The sequence below is a fragment of the Rhodanobacter humi genome (assembly GCF_041107455.1).
In the GTDB taxonomy this organism is placed as follows: domain Bacteria; phylum Pseudomonadota; class Gammaproteobacteria; order Xanthomonadales; family Rhodanobacteraceae; genus Rhodanobacter_A.
This window is the reverse complement of sequence record NZ_JBGBPY010000001.1, coordinates 77,753-96,483: the sequence shown is the minus strand read 5'-3', so window position 1 is coordinate 96,483 and position 18,731 is coordinate 77,753. Positions and strand designations below refer to the sequence as shown.

The following is an 18,731-nucleotide window of genomic DNA, read 5'->3' as shown; positions in this document are numbered from 1 at the left end:
ACGTAGGGGATCGCCGCACGCTCAGCGCGCCAGCAGCGCCTCGACCCTGGCCGCGCAGATGATGTCGTTGAGCGAGAGGCCGCCGACGTCGTGGGTGGACCACAGCAACTGGCAATGCCCGTAGCCGGCTTCGATGTCGGGATGGTGATCCTCGTGGTTCGCCATGTAGCCCACCGCGTTGATGAAACCCAGCGTGTGGCGGAAATCCGGAAAGCGGAAGTCCTTGACGATGGCGCGGCCGTCCGCGCTCAGCCCCCAGCCCGGCAGCAGCTGCAGCAGCTGGGTGATCTTGTCCGCACTCAGCGCGTGCTCCTTGCCCTTGCGCGGCTGGCAATGCTGGTTGGCGAAATCGTGGATGTTCATGGGCGCTCCATCGGAAGGCAAAGACAAGGCGCGCAGCGTCGAAGTTGCGCGCGCAAATGTCAAAACCTGCTGGCCGGCATGAAACCGTACTAAAATGGTGCTGATTCGGCGGATGGTGTTGGCGCCGCCGTCGCAATATCCGCCACAGGTGAAGCATGATCGAGATTTCCGAACGCGCGCAGCAGCATTTCCTCCGCCTGCTGGCGCAGCAGGGCAGCGAGGGACTGGGCATCCGCCTGCACGTGACCGCGCCCGGTACGCCGGCGGCGAACTGCGAGCTGGAGTTCTGCGAGCCGGCCGAGCTGCTCGGCAACGAGTGGACGATCGAGTGCGCCGGTTTCGACTTCCATGTCGAGGGCGACAGTGCGTCGTGGCTGGATGGCGCCAGCATCGACTTCGAGCCGAACGCCACCGGCGGCCTGCTGAACATCCGCGCGCCGAAGATCAAGGGCGACGTGCCGGGGCTGGAAGCCGGGGTGATCGAGCGCGTGCGCTACGTGATCGAGTCGGAGATCAATCCGCGGCTGGCCTCGCACGGCGGCCGCGTCACGCTGCTGGAAGTCGACGCCGAAGGCGTGGTGAAGCTGCAGTTCGGCGGCGGCTGCCACGGCTGCGGCATGGTGGACGTCACCTTGAAGCAGGGCGTGGAGAAAACCTTGCGCGAACGCGTGCCCGAGGTGACCGCGGTGCGCGACGCCACCGACCACAGCGGCGGCAAGCAGCCGTACTACAGCAAGCACGAAGGCAAGTCGGCGCTGGGCTGAGATGAGCGATGCGCCAAACGAGAAAGCCCGCCTCACGGCGGGCTTTTGTTTGAAAGTGCGGCCATGGATGGCCACCCGTTTGATTTTCGCGATCGGGGATGATCGCAAGGCCAAGGCAAATCAATCGCCCTGCACGTGTCCCTTCAGCGTGTCGAGCTTGGTCGGCAGGCTGGAGAAGTAGGCGGAGATGTCCTCGATGTCCTGGTCGGACAGCGTGGCCACCATGCCCTTCATGATCGGATTGTTGCGCGCGCCGTCCTTGTACTCGTGCAGCACCTGCTGCAGATATTGGTTGTACTGGCCGGCGAGGCGCGGGTATTGCGGGTCGACCGCGTTGCCGTCGGCGCCGTGGCAGGCGAAGCAGGCGGCGGCCTTGGTCTTGCCGTTCGCGGCGTTGCCGCTGGCCAGCAGCGGGGCGGAGGCGAACGCCAGGACGGCGCCGCACGAAAGCAGGGCTAGTGCACGTTGCATGCGGGGTCCTTGGTTACTTGATCGGCGTGAGGCTGGACAGGTAGGCGGCGATGTCCTTGATGTTCTGCTCGGACAGGCTTTGCGCCTGCGCCGCCATCGTCGGATACGTGCGGTCGCCGCTCTTGTACTCGTTCAACGCGCTGATGATGTACTGCTCGTTCTGCCCGGCGATCTTCGGCACGGGATAGTCCGGGTAGGCGTTGGAATAGCCCGGCACGCCGTGACAGCCGGCGCAGGTGTAGACCAGCGTGCGCCCGGCCACCTTGTCGCCTTCGGCGTGCGCGCTGGCGGTGGCCAGCAAGGCGGCAACGGCTGCCAGACCAAGCAATTGCAATCGAATCATCGAGATCGTTCCCCAGGTGCGGCGACAGATGCGAATGAGTGCAACAACCGCCGCAGTATAGACAGCAGTTCAGGGCACGGACAACCTGCCGCAGCCGATTGATCCGCAGCAAGCGCCCCAGGCTCAGACCAGACTGCGGAAGATATGGATGCCCGCGCTGTACTCGCCGACGATGGTGCCAAGGCTGACCAGGAAGAAGTTCAGCAGGGTGCGCGCCACGCGGTTCTTCCACCAGCCGCTCCAGTGCACGATGTCGTCGCGCAGCGTGTCGAAGTCGGCCACGCGCGGGCGACGCAGCCAGGCCTCGGCCATCGCGCTGATGCCGCCGGCGGGAATGCCGGGGCGGAACGGCTTGATCGGCGCGGCGATGAACGCGGCGAGGATGCTGAGCGGATGCGCGCCGGCGGCCAGCGCGCCCAGCGCGGCGAAGCCGCCAGTGAACAGCACCCACGCGGTGAGCGCCTGCGTGCCCAGCGCCGCGTTGCGATGGAAAGCCCAGGCGATCGCGGCGAACACCACCAGCACCAGGCCCGCGGCCAGCCATTTCGGCCAGCGCGCCTTCGGCGGGGACTGTGCCAGTTCGGCGGCAGTCGCGGCCGGTTCGCCGTGCTGTTCGCGCAGCAGCTGGCACAGGCCCTTCAGGTGCCCCGCGCCGATCACCACCAGTACGCGGCGAGGTGTCCCGGTGGCCGTGCGCGCGGCCTCTTCGCGCAGGCGCGCGGCCATGTAGGCGTCGCGTTCGCCGATCAGGCTCTGGTAGAGCGGCTTCGATTCGCTGGCGAATTCGCTGAACGCGCTTTCCAGCATGTCGCCCTGCTTGAGCTTCTCGATCTCGCTGGCCTCGATCTCCTCGCGCTCGAACACGCTGGCGAGCAGGCCGCCGAGCAGGCCGAAGCGCTGCCAGAAACCCACGCTGTGCCAGGCGCGCTTGAGCGTGGTGCCGACCTCGCGGTCGACCAGCCACAGCGGCAGGCCGCGCGCCTCGGCGCCGTCCATCGCCGCCTTCATCTCGGCGCCGGGCTGGATACCGGATTGTTCGGCGAGGCGCTTCTGGAACGTGGACAGCACCAGGCTGGCCGCGACCATGCCGGCCTTGCCCTGGCGGATCACCTGGAACAGGTCCATGCGCTTGAACGCGTCGGGATCGCGCATGCCCTGCGCGCGGCTTTCGCACAGCTCCACCGCCACCGCATCGAAGTGCTCGTGCTCCAGCAGCGCCTCGACCGCTTCCATGCTGGTGCGCGAGACATGGGCGGTGCCCAGCACCACGTATTCCACGCCGTCGCGCGTCACGTGCTCGATGGGCTGGTCCTGCAGCACGGTGGGAAGGGTGGATTCGGTGTCACTCATGCGTGTGGCGTGCCGGTCGCGGGGAGTCCCCAAGCATGGGGACGCGCCCCTCGCGAAGCAAGTGAGGAGTGCGGCCATGGATGGACGCCCGTGTGATCTTCGCGATCAGGGATGATCGCAAAAGCAAACCCAAGTGCGGCCAAGGATGGCCGCCCGTTTGACTCTCGCGTTCAAGGACGAACGCGCTAGTCCCGAAAGCGCTTGAGCAGATCGCCATAGGCGTCGATGCGGCGGTCGCGCAGGAACGGCCAGATGCGGCGCACATGCTCGCTGCGCTGCATGTCGATCTCGGCGAGCAGCAACTCGCGCCCGTCGCTGCCGGCCTGGGCGAGGAACTCGCCCTGCGGTCCGGCCACGAAGCTGGTGCCCCAGAACCGGATGCCGGCACCGGCGCCGCTGGGGTCGGCCTCGAAGCCGGTGCGGTTGCAGGCCAGCAACGGCAGGCCGTTCGCCACTGCGTGCCCGCGCTGCACGGTGATCCAGGCCTCGCGCTGGCGATCCTTCTCGGCCTGCGCGTCGTTCGGGTCCCAGCCGATCGCGGTGGGGTAGAGCAGCAGTTCCGCGCCGGCCAGCGCCATCAGGCGGGCGGCTTCCGGATACCACTGGTCCCAGCACACCAGCACGCCGAGGCGACCCACCGAGGTGTCGATCGGCTCGAAACCCAGGTCGCCCGGCGTGAAGTAGAACTTCTCGTAGAACGCGGGATCGTCGGGGATGTGCATCTTGCGGTACTTGCCCGCGATCGCGGCGGAACGGTCGAACACCACCGCGGTGTTGTGGTACAGCCCGGCTGCGCGCTTCTCGAACAGCGAGGCCACCACCACCAGCTTGAGTTCTTCTGCCAGCTTGCCGATGCGCGCGGTACTGGGGCCGGGAATGCTCTCGGCCAGGTCGAACAGGTCGACCGATTCGTGCTGGCAGAAATACGGGCCGTTGTGCAGCTCCTGCAGCAGCACCAGTTCGGCGCCGGCCCTGGCGGCCTCGCGCAGGCCGGCCTCGATCGCGTCGAGGTTGGCGTCGCGGCTGCCACGGTCGGTTTCCTGCAACAGGGCGGCTTTCAGGATCTTGCGGGTCATGGGCGATTCGGCGTGAGGGTTTGCTCGCCTAGTGTAACAAGGGCGGCCATCGGGACCGTCGCGACACGCTTCCGCTACTCTGGATCACGGCGATGCTTGCGCAGCAATGCTTCCCTGACGGAGATGGCCGATGGGCAATGCCGACGGACGCACGATCCGATGCTGCGGCATCGGTGGTGGAGGTGTCGCATGAACGTCGTCACCACCTGGCTGCTGTGCAAGTACGAACGCTGGAAGCAGGACACGCTGAGCCAGAGCGATTTCCGGCCCAGCGTCAGCATCCTCAAGCTTTCGCTGATGGCGGTGTTCGTGGGCGTCATGGCGGCGTTCGTCGCGTACGTGCTGTACCGGATGATCGGCCTGGTCACCAACCTGGCGTTCCGCCAGCAATTCTCCTTCGCGTTCGTCGCGCCGGGCCTGCATGCGTCGGTCTGGGCGATCGTGCTGGCGCCGCTGGTGGGCGGCCTGCTGGTGGGGCTGATGGCGCGTTACGGCAGCGACCGCATCCGCGGCCACGGGATTCCCGAAGCGCTGGAGGCGATCCTGTTCCGCAAGAGCAAGATGATGGTGAAGGTGGCGATCCTGAAGCCGCTGTCGGCGGCGATCGCGATCGGCACCGGCGGCCCGTTCGGCGCCGAGGGGCCGATCATCATGACCGGCGGCGCGATGGGCTCGCTGTTCGGCCAGATGTTCTACCTCACCTCGATGGAGCGTCGCACCCTGCTGGTGGCCGGCGCCTGCGCGGGCATGGCGGCCACCTTCGGCACGCCGATCGCGGCGACCCTGCTGGCGGTGGAACTGCTGCTGTTCGAGCTGCGCCCGCGCAGCACGATTCCGGTGGCGATCGCCTGCTTCGTGGCCGACGCGCTGCGCATGTGGCTGCTCGGCCCCGGCGCGCTGTTCCCGCTCGCGACGACGTTCGAGGTGGGCCTGCCGACGTTCGGGCTGGCCGCGGTCTGCGGCTTCCTCGCCGGCCTGCTGGCCACGCTGCTCACCGCGCTGGTGTATCGCGTGGAGGACGCGTTCCACCGGTTGCCGGTGCACTGGATGTGGTGGCCGCTGATCGGCGCGGTGGCGGTGAGCGTCGGCGGCGTGATCGACCCGCAGACGCTGGGCGTGGGCTATGACGTGATCGACCGGTTGCTGACCGGCCAGCTGGCGGGCACGGCGATCCTGGTGTTCATGCTGGTGAAGTCGCTGATGTGGGTGATCTACCTGGGCTCGGGCACCTCCGGCGGCGTGCTGGCGCCGCTGCTGTCGCTGGGCGCGGGCCTGGGTGGGCTGGAGGCGATGGTGTTTCCCGGCCCCGATCCGCTGCTGTGGCCGCTGCTCAGCATGGGCGCGATGCTGGCGGGCGTGATGCGCCTGCCGTTCACCTCGATCATGTTCGCGCTGGAGCTCACCCACAACGCCAGCGCGCTGCCGGTGCTGCTGGTGTCCTGCACCACGGCGTACGGCGTCAGCGTGTTCCTGATGAAGCGCTCGATCCTCACCGAGAAGATCGCGCGGCGCGGCCTGGACATTTTCCGCGAATACACGGTGGACCGGCTCGAACACACGGCGGTGCGCGAGGTGATGACCACCGCGATGGTCACCGTGCCCGGCGAGCTCAGCGTGCGCGAATTGGCCGAGCGCTATTTCGGCGCCGACCAGCAATACCGCGCGTTCCCGGTGGTGGATGCCGACGGCGGCCTGCTCAACGTGGTGAACCGGCAGGACGTGCAGCGCTGGCTGAAGGAGGATCCCTCGGGCAGCGCAAGGCTGGCCGACGTGGTGGGCAGGGAGCCGGTGGTCGCCTTGCCCGACGAAAGCTGCCAGAGCGTGGCCGTGCGTGCCGCCGTGGAGAAACTGGAACGCATCCCGGTGGTGGGTCCGGACCGCCGCACGCTGCTGGGCATGGTCACCCGCTACGACCTGCTCAAGCCCTACACGCACTACCACAACGAGGAAAAGGTGCGCGAACGCTTCTTCGGCAACGGCAAGTCCGCGGCGAACGGCGACGACGGCCGTTGAGGATCACACCAGCCCGACCGGCAGCTGCATGGTGATGCAGTGCAGACTGCCGTTCTGCCAGATCAGCGGGCGGCAGGGCACTTGCACTATCTCGCGGCCCGGGTGCGCGCTGCCGATGATGCGCGCGGCTTCATCATCCGCCGCGTCGCCGTAGGCGGGCACCAGCACGGCGCCATCGACGATCAGGTAGTTCGCGTAGGAGGCGGCGAGCCGGCGGCCTTCGTCGATGATGGGCTGCGCCCACGGCAACGGGTGCAGCGTGTACGGGCGACCGTCGACGGTGCGCAATGCGGCCAGTTCCACACCCATGCGCGCGAGTTCGTCGTGGTGCTTGTCGCTGGCGTCGTCGCAGGCCTGGTACACGATGTGCCCGCCCGGCGCGAAGCGGGCGAGGGTGTCGATGTGCGCGTCGGTGTCGTCGCCTTCCAGATAGCCGTGGTCCAGCCACAGGATGCGGCTGGCGTGCAGGTTGTCGCGCAGGATCGCGCTCATCGCCTCGCGGCTCTGTTCCGGGTGACGCTGGTGGAGGCATTTCCAGGTGGTGAGCACGCTGCCAGCGCCATCGCTCTCGATGCCGCCGCCTTCCAGCGCCCAGTCGATGCGCCGGTGCGAAGCCTCGCCGAATACGCCGGCGGCGACCAGGCCCGCGATCAGCGCGTCGTCCTGCTCGGCGCCGAACTTGCCGCCCCAGCCGGTGAAGCGGAAGTCGGCGAGCTGGAAGCGGCCGTCGCCGTCCTGCAGGGTGATCGGGCCGGAGTCGCGCAGCCAGGTGTCGTCGTAGGGCAGCTCGACGAAGCGGATGCGCGAAAGCTCGACGCCTGCTGCGCGCAACAGCGCCTCGGCGTGGGCGTGCACGTCGGCGTCGGCGACCACCACGACCAGTCGCTGGAAGCGCGTCACCGCCGCGGCCAGTGCCACGTAGGTGGTTTCCACCTCGGCCAGGCGCTCGGCCCAGTCCGTGCCGGCATGCGGCCAGGCGATCAGCACTGCGGCTTGCGGTTCCCATTCGGCGGGCAGGCGCCAGCGGGGTTCGGTCATGGCGAAACTCTCGTGCATTTCGGATCGATGCCGGCATGGCATCGGGCCGCGAAGTTTACGAGAGTACGGCCGCTGGCGCACAAAAGAACGCGCCCCGCGTCATCGCGGGGCGCGTCATATTCGGGTAGATCAGTTCGCCGTGGCGGGGTTGGTGTTGTTGCCGGCCGGGGTGTTCAGCACGGCATGGATCACGTGCTCGTGCTCGAAGTACACGATGAAGTCCGAATACTCCCAGCGGTTGATGACCGGGTGCTTCCTGGTATCACCGCCGCGCGGCGAGAGCTTGCGCTGCGGCGCGCCGTACTTCTTCTCGACCTGGGCCATGCTCATGCCGCGCGTGGGCAGGTTCATGCCCTTCTCCTGCTGCACGCGATGGATCAGCAGGTTGTCGGCATGGGCAGGCTGCGGCACGGCAAGGCTGCCGGCGCCGAAAGCGATGGCTGCCAGCAAGGGCAGGCTGTAGCGATGCTTGAACATGGTCCCCTCTCCGCGCAAGGCGATGCTGCGCCGTTGTAGCAGAACTGTTTGCGACTATCCACGGGCTGTTGCGGCGGGTGTGACCGCCATAGCCGTTATCATGGGCGGCCAAGTCGCCCGATTGAAGTGTCCCGATGATCGCGTTCCGCCATTTTGCCCTGCGCCGCGGCAGCCGCCTGCTGCTGTCCGACATCGACCTGGTGATCCAGGGCGGCTGGCGGCTGGGCGTGATCGGCCGCAACGGCTGCGGCAAGTCCAGCCTGTTCGCGGCGCTGCAGGGCCAGGTCGAGGCCGACGCCGGCGACATCGGCCTGCCGGCGAAGTTGCGCCTGGCCTCGGTGGCGCAGGAGACGCCCGCGCTGCCCGACCCCGCGATCGACTACGTGCTGGGCGGCGACGTGGAACTCGCCGCCGCGTTGCGCGACGAGCTGGACGCCGACGCACGCGGCGACACCGAGGCGATGGCGCGCGCGCATCACCGCATCGAGGAGCTGCACGGCTACGACGCCCGCGCCCGCGCCGGCCGCCTGCTGCACGGCCTGGGCTTCGCGCCGGAGACGCACGAGCGCGCGGTGAAGGAATTCTCCGGCGGCTGGCGCGTGCGCCTGAACCTGGCGCGCGCGCTGATGGCGCCGTCCGAACTGCTGCTGCTCGATGAGCCCACTAACCATCTCGACCTCGACGCCGTGCTGTGGCTGGAGGAATGGCTGCGCCGCTACCAGGGCACCTTGCTGATCATCTCGCACGACCGCGAATTTCTCGACGGCGTGATCGACCACACCTTGCACCTGGTCGATGGCGGCGCGCGCCTCTACACCGGCAACTACAGCGCGTTCGAGCGCCTGCGCGCCGAACAGTTGCGCCAGCAGCAGATCGCCCACGAGCGCGAGCAAGCCGAGCGCGCCCACCTGCAGAGCTTCATCGACCGCTTCAAGGCCAAGGCCAGCAAGGCCAAGCAGGCGCAATCGCGCATGAAGCGGCTGGAGAAGATGGCCGGCACCGAGGCGGTGCGCGCCGAGCGCGCGTTCCATTTCCAGTTCGCCAGGCCCGATCGCGTGCCCGACTCCATGCTGCAGCTGGAGGAGGTGGTGGCCGGCTATCCGGCCGGCACCCGCGAGGAAGGCGACGACCATCTGCCCGGCCACGAGACGACCAGCCGCGAAGCCACGATCATCCTGCGCGACGTGCGTTTCCGTCTCGAAGCCGGCGAACGCATCGGCCTGCTCGGCCCGAACGGCGCGGGCAAGTCCACCCTGGTGAAAACCCTGGTCGGCGAACTCGCACCCATGGGCGGCGAGCGCAAGGCGCACAAGGACCTGAAGATCGGCTACTTCGCCCAGCACACGGTGGAAAGCCTGCACGCCGGGCGCAGTCCGTTCGACCACCTGCAGGACAAGGCGCCGAACGTGGCTGCGCAGGTGCTGCGCGACTTCCTCGGCACCTGGAACTTCGCCGGCGACCGCGCGTTCGAGTCGGTGGACGGTTTCTCCGGCGGCGAGCGCGCACGGTTGGCGCTGGCGCTGATCGCCTGGGACAAGCCGAACCTGCTGCTGCTCGACGAGCCCACCAACCACCTCGACCTCGACATGCGCGAGGCGCTGGCCGACGCGCTGGCCGACTTCGATGGCGCGCTGGTGCTGGTCTCGCACGATCGCCACCTGCTGGGCATGGTCAGCGACAGCTTCTGGCGCGTGGCCGACGGCGTGGTCGAGCCGTTCGACGGCGACCTCGACGACTACGCGCGCTGGCTGCGCTCGCGCGGCGCCGCAAACAAGAAGGCCGCCAAGTCGAAGGCCGAGGCGAAACCGGTGGCGCCGGTCGAGTCGCCCGAGGAACGCCGGCGCAATGCGGCTGCACAGCGTGAAAACGAAAAGACTGCACGCCAGCGGGTCAAGAAGATCGAGACGCGCATCGCCGCCATCGAAGCCGAATTGGTTACGCTCGAAGCGAAGCTGGCCGATCCGGCAACCTACAACGGTTCCACCGCCGCGCTGATGAAACTGGGTCAGCAGCAGGCCGAACTGCGCCGCGAGAAGGAAACGCTGGAGGCGGAATGGATGGCCTTGTATGAAACCCTGGAAGCCTGAGCGTCCGCGCGGATGAGCACGCAACCGACGCAACTGTGGCTGCCCGCGCTGGATCGCTTCGATGCGGCGCATCCGCTGCGCCGCCTGCTGGCGCGGGCCGACCGTCTCGACGACGGTCCGCGCGAACGGCTTGCCATGCTCGCCGCTGCCTTTGAAGGCACCGGCGAGCAGCTGCCGGCCGCGGCGCTCGTGCGCGAACATCTGGCCGGCGATGCAGGCGAAGCCGCGTGGCTCAACGCCGATCCGGCCTGGGTGCAGCCGGACATGAACGGCGTGCGCCTGATGGCCTGCGGCTCGCTGTCGCTGCAGCCGGACGAGGCGCAGGCCTGTGCGCAGCTGCTGCAGCCGGCGTTCGCCGAAGCCGGCCTGCAACTGGAGGTCACCGCGCCGAACCACTGGCAGTTGCGCTTGCCGCCGGACGCTCCGCTGCCGGATTTCGCCGCGCCGGAACAGGCGCTGGGCGAGGATCTGTACCAGCATCTGCCGCAGGGCGCGGAAGGCCGCCCGTGGCGCGTGCTGCTCAATGAGGTGCAGGTGCTGCTGCATCAGCATCCCTTGAACGCCGCCCGCCAGGCGCGCGGCCTGCCGCCGGTCAACAGCGTGTGGTGGTGGGGGGCGGGGCGCCTGCCGTCGGCGTTGCGCAGCGCATTCGCGGGCGTGGTCGGCAACGACGTCTTGCTGCGTGCACTGGCGGCGCATGCCGGCGTGCCTGGCCAGGCACGCACGCCATCGACCGTGACGACCGCGCCCGCCGGCTCGCTGATCGACCTGCAGGACGTGCCCGCCGCCGAACTCGGGCGCGACTGGTGGCCGGCCTTGCAAGCGCTGGCGCAACGGCAGCCCTTGCACTTCGCGTTCGCCGGCGGCGAGCGCTGGTCGTGGCGGCCGTGGCATCGCTGGCGCTTCTGGCGCGGGGCGTCGCGTTGAGCACGCTGGAGCTGCGCCGGCGCGAACCACAGGGCGAGCCATCCGGCTGGGATGCCGCGGTGCATCCGGTACTGCAACGCATCTACGCGGCGCGCGGCGTGCTGCAGCCCGTGGGTGTCGAGCATCGCCTGCAACGTCTGCTGTCGCCGCAATCGCTGGGCGGGCTGGATGCCGCCATCGACCTGCTGGCCGCGGCGATCCGCGACGACCAGGCCATCCTGATCGCGGGCGACTACGACTGCGACGGCGCCACCGGCACGGCCGTCGCCGTACGCGGCCTACGCCTGCTGGGGGCGAAACGCGTGAGCTACGCGGTGCCGAACCGCTTCGTGCACGGCTACGGCCTCACGCCCGCGCTGGTCGATTCGCTGCAGCCGCGCCCCCAGCTGATCGTCACCGTGGACAACGGCGTGGCCAGCGTGGCCGGCGTGGCGCGGGCGCACGAGCTGGGCATGCGGGTAATCGTCACCGACCATCATCTGCCGGGCGAGCGCTTGCCGGACTGCGATGCGATGGTGAACCCGAATCTCGTCGGCGACGGTTTTCCCAGCAAGGCCCTCGCCGGTGTGGGCGTGATGTTCTACCTGTTGCTGGCTTTGCGCGCCAAGTTGCGCGGTCAGGGTGCCTTTGCCGGCAGCGAACCTGATCTGTCTACGTTGCTGGACTTGGTGGCGCTGGGCACCGTCGCGGATCTGGTGCCATTGGATTTCAACAACCGCGTGCTGGCGGCGGCGGGCATCAAGCGCATCCGCAGCGGTCGCGCCTGCGCCGGCATCAACGCCTTGCTGGAGTGCGCCAAGCGCAGCGCAGCTACGCTGTGCGCCAGCGATCTGGGCTATTCGGTGGGCCCGCGTTTGAATGCGGCAGGGCGGCTGGAGGACATGCATATCGGCATCGAGTGCCTGCTCACCGACGATGCGGCGACCGCGCGCCGACTGGCTGGCGAACTCGATGCCATCAACCGTACGCGCCGTGAGCTGCAGGCCGACATGGTGGCCGAGGCCGAGGCGATGACGGCCGGCCTCACCGATATCGCCGCGATTGGCGTGGCGCTGTACGAGCCATCCTGGCATGCCGGCGTGGTCGGCCTGGTGGCTTCCAAACTCAAGGAACGCCTGCACCGTCCCGCCGTCGCATTCGCTCCGGCCAGCGAGGACGATGCCGATCACTTGCGCGGTTCCGGTCGCTCCATTCCCGGCTTCCACCTGCGCGATGCGCTGGCGATGATCGACGCGCGCCAGCCCGGCCTGATCGAACGCTTCGGCGGCCACGCGATGGCGGCGGGACTGAGCCTGCGCGCCGTCGATTTTCCACGTTTCGCCGCGGCCTTCGATGCAGTTGCGCGCGAGCTGATCGCGCCGGAGCGGCTGCAGGCCGCGCTGTATACCGACGGCGAACTTCCCGCGGGCAGTCTGTCGTTGGAACTGGCGCTGCAGCTGCGCGCCGCCGGCCCCTGGGGCCAGGCCTTCCCCGAGCCGCTGTTCGACAACCTGTTCGAATGCGCGGGCTGGAAGCCCATGGGCGAGGGCCACTGGCGGCTCAGCCTGCGCGACCCGCGCGACGGCAGCGTGCACGACGCGGTGATGTTCAACGTCGACAGCGCCGCGCCGCCGACGCGCCTGCGCGCCGCCTACGAGCTCGTCGTCAACGACTGGCAGGGCCGCGAGTCGCCGCGCCTGCTGCTGCGCCACGTCGAACCGGCCTAAGAGCCAGTTCAATATCTCCGCGTGGTCCGCGCCGGGAGCTGTTTGCGCGCAGGCCAAGGAAGAACGAAGGAGTGGACGTCCGTCCACGACTGAGTGATGACGCCGGCATGTGGGCAAACAGCCCCGGCCCTTCGGGTTGCCTTGCCGTGGCCGCCATGCGGCAGCGCGCGGCTTGACCTGCCGGTCAGGCAGGCGCTGCGCCACGCACTACCACCTGACGACCACGGCAAGGCAACGCGGACTACGCGGAGATATTGAACAGGCTCTAATGGCAAGGCCCGGCATCAGACCGGGCCTTGCGCGAAAACGACCGGTGAGCTGCCTCGCTATTGCTTGCGCGCGGTGGAAGTGGTGGTGATGTCGTTGTGCATGTCGTGACTGACGGTCTTCATGCTCTTGCCGTCGGCAGAAACGGTCATCGTGCTGGTGCTCAGCACCTTGCCGCCGCGCTCGTAGGTCTCGCGCAGGCTGTTCGGACCCAGCTTCTTCACGCTCACGGTGTCGTTGGCACCCATGCTGGTCTGGTACGGCACGGCCGGACCGCCGATCTTCGCGGCATAGGAGTCGCCGGTAGGGGTGCTGAGGCTCACGTCGCTGCCGTCCACTTTGTAGGTGTAGGCGAGGCCGTTGTCGGAAACGTTGTCGATGTTCTTCATCTTCCACGAGCCGGCCAGCAGGTGCGATCCCATCGGCGCCTTGGCCACCTTGACCAGGCCGGCCTTGCCGGTCACCGGCGTGCTGCCGCTGTCGTTGGTCATTTCCTCGGTGGCGCTCTTGCCGTCCGCTGATCCCGTGACGGTCAGCGTCTCGACGACCTTGCCGGCCTTCTTCAGGGTTTGCTCGATGGTGTGGTCGTCCACGATCTTCACCGCGACGGTATCGAAGCCCGGATGACCAGTCACCGGGTGATCCTCGCCGTCGGTCTTCACGGTGTAGGCCGGGTTGCTGCAGGAGCAGCTGAACATGCCGCCCTTGAGCGTGATGACGATGGGCTTGCCCGTGTCATGGATCGAACTCGGGTCGGTCTTCCAGGTGCCGTTGAACGCGCTTTGCGCCAGCGCCATGGCCGGTATCAGCAGCGCGAACGCGGAAACCGCACAAAGCAGTTTTTTCATGGCAGTGCTCCGGATGAATTGATATGGAGTCCCCCTATCCGGGTATGTGCACCGGATTGCATTGACTCTCCGCGCCGTCGCGTTATCGGCGTGTGCAAGCCGCATGAAGGCTGTCGGCCTTGCGCGGCGTTCACGGTACAGGCGCCAAACTGGCCGCCTGCCCGCCACGGAGATCGTCATGCTCGAACAGATCGAAGGATTGCCGCCCGGCACGCTGGGCTTTCGCGCGCATGGCCAGGTGACCGCCGCCGATTACGAGCAGGTGCTGGTACCGGACGTGGAGGCGGTGTTCGCGCTGAACCGCAAGCTGCGCATGTTGTTCGTGGTGGCGCCGGATTTCACCGGCTTCGACGTCGGCGCGATGTGGGACGACTTCATGCTCGGCATCCGTCACATCAGCGGCTGGGATCGCGTGGCGCTGGTGACCGACGTGCCGTGGCTGCGCACCGCGACCAAGGCGACGCGCTTCCTGGTGCCGGCCGATTTCCGCCTGTTCGCGCTGGCCGAACTGGAGCCGGCGGCGCGCTGGATCGCCGAGCCCGTGGACGGTTGAGCGTATGGACGGCCGAACCGCGTCATGCGAAATCGTCACTTGCGTTGCGCCGCAACATCTGGTCTAGTCGGCACATGACCTTGATGACCGCCCAGTTTCCGAACGCCACCGCGCCTGCCGCGCGGAGCTTCGTGGCGGCCGTCAACAACAATCGCGCGAACAATAACGCCAACCGTTGGCGGGCCCGCGCGTAGCTGCAAGTTTCCACGAAAGATACGCGACGAAGGCCCGCCACAAGCGGGCCTTCGTCGTTTTGGCGTGTGTGATTTTTTACGCGCATCCATCCGCGCAGAGCAAACCCGGCCATCCATGGCCGACTTTCAAAAAGAGCTTTTCCTTTCCAACCGACCGCATCAACTACCCAAAGGCCAGCCACCATGTGTTCGATTTTCGGAATGTTCGACCTGCAACCGGGCGATGACCTCGCCGCCTTGCGCCGGCAGGCGCTGGAGTTGTCGCAGCGGCAGCGTCATCGCGGTCCCGACTGGAGCGGAGTGTTCGTGGATGCGGGGGTGATCTTGGTGCACGAGCGCCTGGCCATCGTCGACCCGGCCTCGGGTGCGCAGCCGCTGCGTTCGCGCGACGGCGCACTGGCGCTGGCGGTGAACGGCGAGATCTACAACCACCAGGCGTTGCGCGAGGCCAGCGGCTACGAATTCACGACGGGCTCGGACTGCGAGGTGATCAACGCGCTGTACCGCGAGCATGGTGCGGCCGCATTCATCGAGCATGGCCTGACCAGGCTCAACGGCATCTTCGCCTTCGCGCTGTGGGACGGCGCGACGCAGCGCTACCTGATCGCGCGCGACCCGATCGGCGTGTGTCCGCTGTACTGGGGCCACGACGCGCAGGGCCGGTTGTGCGTGGCCTCGGAGATGAAGGCGCTGACCGGCGTGTGTGCGGACGTGGCGGCGTTCCCGCCCGGTCATGTCTACGACAGTGCCACGGGCGAGCTGCGCAGCTACTACGCCAGGCCGTGGCGCGACTATGCGGCGACGCAGGGCCATGCGCCGGCGCCGGGCGAACTGCGCCACGCCTTCGAGCAGGCCGTGCACCGCCAGCTGATGACCGATGTGCCCTACGGCGTGCTGCTTTCGGGCGGCCTCGATTCCTCGCTGGTCGCCGCCTGCGCCGCGAAGTTCGCCCGCGAGCGCATCGAGGACGGCGACCGCAGCGAGGCCTGGTGGCCGCGCCTGCATTCCTTCGCGATCGGCCTGGACGGTTCGCCCGACCTCGCCGCCGCGCAGATCGCCGCCGACGCGTTGGGCACCGTGCACCACGGCTTCGTCTACACCTTCTGGGAAGGCCTGGACGCGGTGCCCGAGGTGATCCGCCACCTGGAAACCTACGACGTCACCACCATCCGCGCGGCCACGCCGATGTACCTGCTGGCCCGCCGCATCAAGGCGATGGGCGTGAAGATGGTGCTGTCGGGCGAAGGCTCGGACGAGCTCTTCGGCGGCTACCTGTACTTCCACAAGGCGCCCTCGGCAGAGGCCTTCCACGAGGAAACCGTGCGCAAGCTCGACGCGCTGCACAGCTACGACTGCCTGCGCGCGAACAAGGCGATGATGGCCTGGGGCGTGGAAGCGCGCGTGCCGTTTCTCGATCTCGAGTTCATCGACGTGGCGATGGGCATGGATGCCGCGCACAAGATGGCGGGGCAGGGCAAGATCGAGAAGCACGTGCTGCGCGCAGCCTTCGAGGGCGCGCTGCCCAAGGAGATCCTGTGGCGGCAGAAGGAGCAGTTCAGCGACGGCGTGGGCTACGGCTGGATCGACGGCCTCAAGGCGCACGCGGAACAGATGGTGAGCGACCGCGAATTCGCCGCCGCAGCCGCGCGCTTCCCGTTCAACACGCCGGCCACCAAGGAGGCGTATTTCTACCGGCGCATCTTCGAGCAGTTCTATCCGGGCGAGGCTTGCGCCGCCACCGTGCCGGGCGGCAAGTCGATCGCCTGCTCGTCGCCGGCCGCGCTGGCGTGGGATCCGGCGTTCGCGGCGATGGCCGATCCGTCGGGACGGGCGGTGCGCGGGGTGCACCAGCAGGCAGTGGCCTGATGCAAGTGTCTCTGGAACCGATGGGCGGCCAGCTCAGCGCTTGCGGGCCAGCGTGAGGCCGTCGCCGACCGGCAGCATGGACAGGTCGATGCGCTCGTCGCCGTGCAGGCGTTCGTTGAGCGCCTGCAGCGCACGGGTGTCCTCGTCCCGCGCCGGCCGCGCCACTGCGCCGCTCCACAGCACGTTGTCGATCGCGATCAGGCCGCCGGGGCGCAGCAGTTGCAGGCAGCGCTCGTAATAGGCGGCGTAACCGGTCTTGTCGGCATCGATGAAGGCGAAGTCGTAGCGGCCGGCGGCGCCCGCGGCCAGTTCCGCGTCCAGCGTTTCCAGTGCCGGCGCCAGCCGCAGATCGATCTTGTGCGCCACGCCGGCGCGCTCCCAGTATGGCCGGCCGATGCGGGTGTATTCCTCGCTGATGTCGCAGGCGAGGATGCGGCCGTCGGCGGGCAGGGCGAGCGCCACCGACAATGCGCTGTAGCCGGTGAACACGCCGATCTCGAGCGTGCGGCGCGCGCCGAGCAGCCTCACCAGCAAGGCCATGAACTGGCCCTGCTCCGGCGAAATCTGCATGCCGGCACGGGGGTGGCTGCGCGTGGCTTCGCGCAGGGCAATCTGCTCCGGATGCTCGCGCAGCGAGTGCGTGAGCAGGTACTCGTACAGCGTGTCGTCGAGGTTCAGGCTGCGATTGGACATGGCGGCGCTCCGACCAGCGGTACCGGACGTTCGTGGTAGCGCCGGCGGCGCGCCCGGCCACCGTCCGGCGTCTGTCGCAGTGCGGCAATTTTGCTACCATGGCAAGCCATTCGCACGACACGACCATCCATGATCGAGACCAATCCGATCCTCGCGCAGATCGCGGACCTCACGGCCCGCGTCGAGTCGCTTAGGGGGTATCTTTGACTACGCCACCAAGCGTGAGCGCCTCGAAGAAGTAAGCCGCGAGCTGGAAAGCCCCACGATCTGGGACAACCCGCCGCACGCACAGGAGTTGGGCCGCGAGCGCGCCCGGCTGGACACCATCGTCAGCGGCATCGACCACCTTTCCGCCGGCCTCGCCGACGCGAAGGAACTGCTGGACATGGCGATCGAAGCCGGCGACGACGACACCGCACAGTCGGTGATCGACGATCTCGCCAAGCTCGAGGCGCAGGTGGGCAAGCTGGAATTCCAGCGCATGTTCTCCGGCAAGATGGATGCGACCAACGCCTTCGTCGACATCCAGGCCGGCGCCGGCGGCACCGAGGCGCAGGACTGGGCCGAGATACTGCTGCGCATGTACCTGCGCTGGGCCGAGTCGCGCGGCTGGAAGACCGAGCTGCTGGAAGTCTCCGGCGGCGAAGTGGCGGGCATCAAGTCGGCCACCTTCCGCGTCGAGGGCGACTACGCCTACGGCTGGCTGAAGACCGAGATCGGCGTGCACCGCCTGGTGCGCAAGTCGCCGTTCGATTCGGACAACCGCCGCCACACCAGCTTCACCAGCGTGTTCGTGTCGCCGGAAGTCGACGACGACATCGACATCGAGATCAACCCGGCCGACCTCAAGACCGACGTGTATCGCTCTTCAGGCGCCGGCGGCCAGCACGTGAACAAGACCGAGTCCGCGGTGCGCATCACCCACGTGCCCAGCGGCGTGGTGGTGGCCTGCCAGACCGAGCGCAGCCAGCACGCGAACCGCGACCGCGCGATGAAGATGCTGGCGGCCAAGCTGTACGAGCTGGAGATACAGAAGCGCAACGCCGAGAAGGACGCGCTGGAAGCTACCAAGTCCGACATCGGCTGGGGCAGCCAGATCCGCAACTACGTGCTCGACCAGAGCCGCATCAAGGACCTGCGCACCGGCGTGGAGCGTTCCGACACGCAGAAGGTGCTGGACGGCGACCTCGACGAGTTCATCGAGGCCAGCCTGAAATCCGGCCTGGATGCGGGCGCCAAGCGCATCGATGCGTGATGGGCGGAATCGCGGCTGAAGCCGCTCCTGCAGTGCGTCGACCTGTGTAGGAGCGGCTTCAGCCGCGACCCGTAGAATCGTCCCGGAGTCCCATGACTGACGAGGTGGCCCGCATGAACCGCAAGACGATCTGCAGCATCGTGTTCTCCTGTGCCGCGCTGGCGGCGTTCGGCGCGGCCGCGCAGTCGCAGCAGGGCGGTGGCATCAAGCAGGACGCCAAGGCCGTCGGCCACGGTGTCGCCAACGGCGCGCGCGACGTCGGCCACGCCACCCGCGACGTGACGAAGAAGATCGGCCATGGCGCCAAGGAAGCCGGCACTGGCATCGGCCACGGCGCGAAGAAGGCCGGCGTCGCCGTCGGCCATGGCGCGAAAGAAGGCTGGGACGCCACCAAGCACGCGGTCAAGCACGTATTCGGCAAGGACGATTGACGCGCGACA

At 68.0% G+C, this 18,731-nt stretch carries 19 protein-coding genes; 9 read left to right on the top strand and 10 right to left on the bottom strand.

The features are described from left to right. Positions 1-21: 21 nt before the first annotated feature. Entirely contained in the window at positions 22-363 is a 342-nt protein-coding gene (locus AB7878_RS00445; protein ID WP_369492478.1) for a 4a-hydroxytetrahydrobiopterin dehydratase, read from the bottom strand. 155 nt (positions 364-518) lie between these two features. On the opposite strand from AB7878_RS00445, the gene AB7878_RS00440 reads away from it, so the two are divergent. Beyond that, positions 519-1,127: an NfuA family Fe-S biogenesis protein gene (locus AB7878_RS00440; protein WP_369492477.1), complete on the top strand. Its 609-nt coding sequence runs from the start codon at positions 519-521 to the stop codon at positions 1,125-1,127. A gap of 120 nt (positions 1,128-1,247) precedes the next feature. On the opposite strand, the gene AB7878_RS00435 is transcribed toward AB7878_RS00440, so the two are convergent. The 4 genes from AB7878_RS00435 to AB7878_RS00420 form a co-directional block, all read right to left on the bottom strand. Next, a complete protein-coding gene (locus AB7878_RS00435; protein ID WP_369492476.1) occupies positions 1,248-1,598 on the bottom strand; it encodes a c-type cytochrome in 351 nt (116 codons plus the stop codon). 13 nt (positions 1,599-1,611) lie between these two features. Next, the gene (locus AB7878_RS00430) at positions 1,612-1,941 is read right to left on the bottom strand and encodes a c-type cytochrome (RefSeq protein WP_369492475.1); all 330 of its coding nucleotides are present in this window, start codon (positions 1,939-1,941) and stop codon (positions 1,612-1,614) included. A gap of 123 nt (positions 1,942-2,064) precedes the next feature. Then, positions 2,065-3,291 (bottom strand): TraB/GumN family protein, encoded by a 1,227-nt coding sequence (locus tag AB7878_RS00425; RefSeq protein ID WP_369492474.1) that lies wholly within the window; start codon positions 3,289-3,291, stop codon positions 2,065-2,067. Between the two features lie 185 nt (positions 3,292-3,476). Beyond that, complete coding sequence (locus AB7878_RS00420) at positions 3,477-4,367, bottom strand: carbon-nitrogen hydrolase (protein ID WP_369492473.1); 891 nt, start codon at positions 4,365-4,367, stop codon at positions 3,477-3,479. A gap of 189 nt (positions 4,368-4,556) precedes the next feature. Here AB7878_RS00420 and AB7878_RS00415 point away from each other — a divergent pair, with 189 nt between their 5' ends. Further along, entirely contained in the window at positions 4,557-6,380 is a 1,824-nt protein-coding gene (locus tag AB7878_RS00415) for a chloride channel protein (protein WP_369492472.1), read from the top strand. Between the two features lie 3 nt (positions 6,381-6,383). Here AB7878_RS00415 and AB7878_RS00410 read toward each other — a convergent pair whose 3' ends face one another. Both AB7878_RS00410 and AB7878_RS00405 read right to left on the bottom strand, forming a co-directional pair. Then, on the bottom strand, positions 6,384-7,418 hold the full coding sequence (locus AB7878_RS00410) for an agmatine deiminase family protein (protein ID WP_369492471.1): 1,035 nt from the start codon (positions 7,416-7,418) through the stop codon (positions 6,384-6,386). 129 nt (positions 7,419-7,547) lie between these two features. Then, complete coding sequence (locus AB7878_RS00405) at positions 7,548-7,895, bottom strand: hypothetical protein (RefSeq protein ID WP_369492470.1); 348 nt, start codon at positions 7,893-7,895, stop codon at positions 7,548-7,550. Positions 7,896-8,029: 134 nt separating this feature from the next. Here AB7878_RS00405 and abc-f point away from each other — a divergent pair, with 134 nt between their 5' ends. From abc-f to recJ, 3 genes are read left to right on the top strand one after another with little or no spacing between them, the layout of a single operon-like run. Next, a complete protein-coding gene (gene abc-f, locus AB7878_RS00400; RefSeq protein ID WP_369492469.1) occupies positions 8,030-9,982 on the top strand; it encodes a ribosomal protection-like ABC-F family protein in 1,953 nt (650 codons plus the stop codon). A gap of 12 nt (positions 9,983-9,994) precedes the next feature. Continuing rightward, a complete protein-coding gene (locus AB7878_RS00395) occupies positions 9,995-10,909 on the top strand; it encodes a phosphoglycerate mutase (protein WP_369492468.1) in 915 nt (304 codons plus the stop codon). Next, positions 10,870-12,615 carry a single-stranded-DNA-specific exonuclease RecJ gene (recJ, locus tag AB7878_RS00390; protein ID WP_369495691.1) on the top strand — a complete coding sequence of 582 codons (1,746 nt, stop codon included), beginning with the start codon at positions 10,870-10,872 and terminating at the stop codon, positions 12,613-12,615. The genes AB7878_RS00395 and recJ overlap by 40 nt, the downstream gene beginning before the upstream one ends. 326 nt (positions 12,616-12,941) lie before the next feature. Here the strand turns inward: recJ and AB7878_RS00385 are convergent, their stop codons facing one another. Next, entirely contained in the window at positions 12,942-13,730 is a 789-nt protein-coding gene (locus AB7878_RS00385) for a hypothetical protein (protein WP_369492467.1), read from the bottom strand. 178 nt (positions 13,731-13,908) lie between these two features. Here AB7878_RS00385 and AB7878_RS00380 point away from each other — a divergent pair, with 178 nt between their 5' ends. Next, positions 13,909-14,283 carry a SpoIIAA family protein gene (locus AB7878_RS00380; RefSeq protein WP_369492466.1) on the top strand — a complete coding sequence of 125 codons (375 nt, stop codon included), beginning with the start codon at positions 13,909-13,911 and terminating at the stop codon, positions 14,281-14,283. Between the two features lie 22 nt (positions 14,284-14,305). Here AB7878_RS00380 and AB7878_RS00375 read toward each other — a convergent pair whose 3' ends face one another. Then, positions 14,306-14,662 carry a hypothetical protein gene (locus AB7878_RS00375; RefSeq protein WP_369492465.1) on the bottom strand — a complete coding sequence of 119 codons (357 nt, stop codon included), beginning with the start codon at positions 14,660-14,662 and terminating at the stop codon, positions 14,306-14,308. Here AB7878_RS00375 and asnB point away from each other — a divergent pair. Next, positions 14,661-16,343 (top strand): asparagine synthase B, encoded by a 1,683-nt coding sequence (asnB, locus tag AB7878_RS00370; protein ID WP_369492464.1) that lies wholly within the window; start codon positions 14,661-14,663, stop codon positions 16,341-16,343. The two genes, AB7878_RS00375 and asnB, sit on opposite strands and share 2 nt — an antisense overlap. Positions 16,344-16,376: 33 nt before the next feature. Here asnB and AB7878_RS00365 read toward each other — a convergent pair whose 3' ends face one another. Further along, positions 16,377-17,036 (bottom strand): class I SAM-dependent methyltransferase, encoded by a 660-nt coding sequence (locus tag AB7878_RS00365; protein WP_369492463.1) that lies wholly within the window; start codon positions 17,034-17,036, stop codon positions 16,377-16,379. 129 nt (positions 17,037-17,165) lie between these two features. Between AB7878_RS00365 and prfB the strand changes: the two genes are divergently transcribed. Together prfB and AB7878_RS00355 are read left to right on the top strand one after the other, a co-directional pair. Further along, positions 17,166-18,291, top strand: a protein-coding gene (gene prfB, locus AB7878_RS00360; RefSeq protein ID WP_369492462.1) for a peptide chain release factor 2 whose coding sequence is annotated in 2 segments (ribosomal slippage) — positions 17,166-17,240 and positions 17,242-18,291 — 1,125 coding nt in all. Because the reading frame shifts where the segments join, the coding sequence is not laid out codon by codon here. A 113-nt stretch (positions 18,292-18,404) separates the two neighbouring features. Then, positions 18,405-18,722 (top strand): hypothetical protein, encoded by a 318-nt coding sequence (locus tag AB7878_RS00355; RefSeq protein ID WP_369495690.1) that lies wholly within the window; start codon positions 18,405-18,407, stop codon positions 18,720-18,722. Positions 18,723-18,731 lie beyond the last annotated feature (9 nt).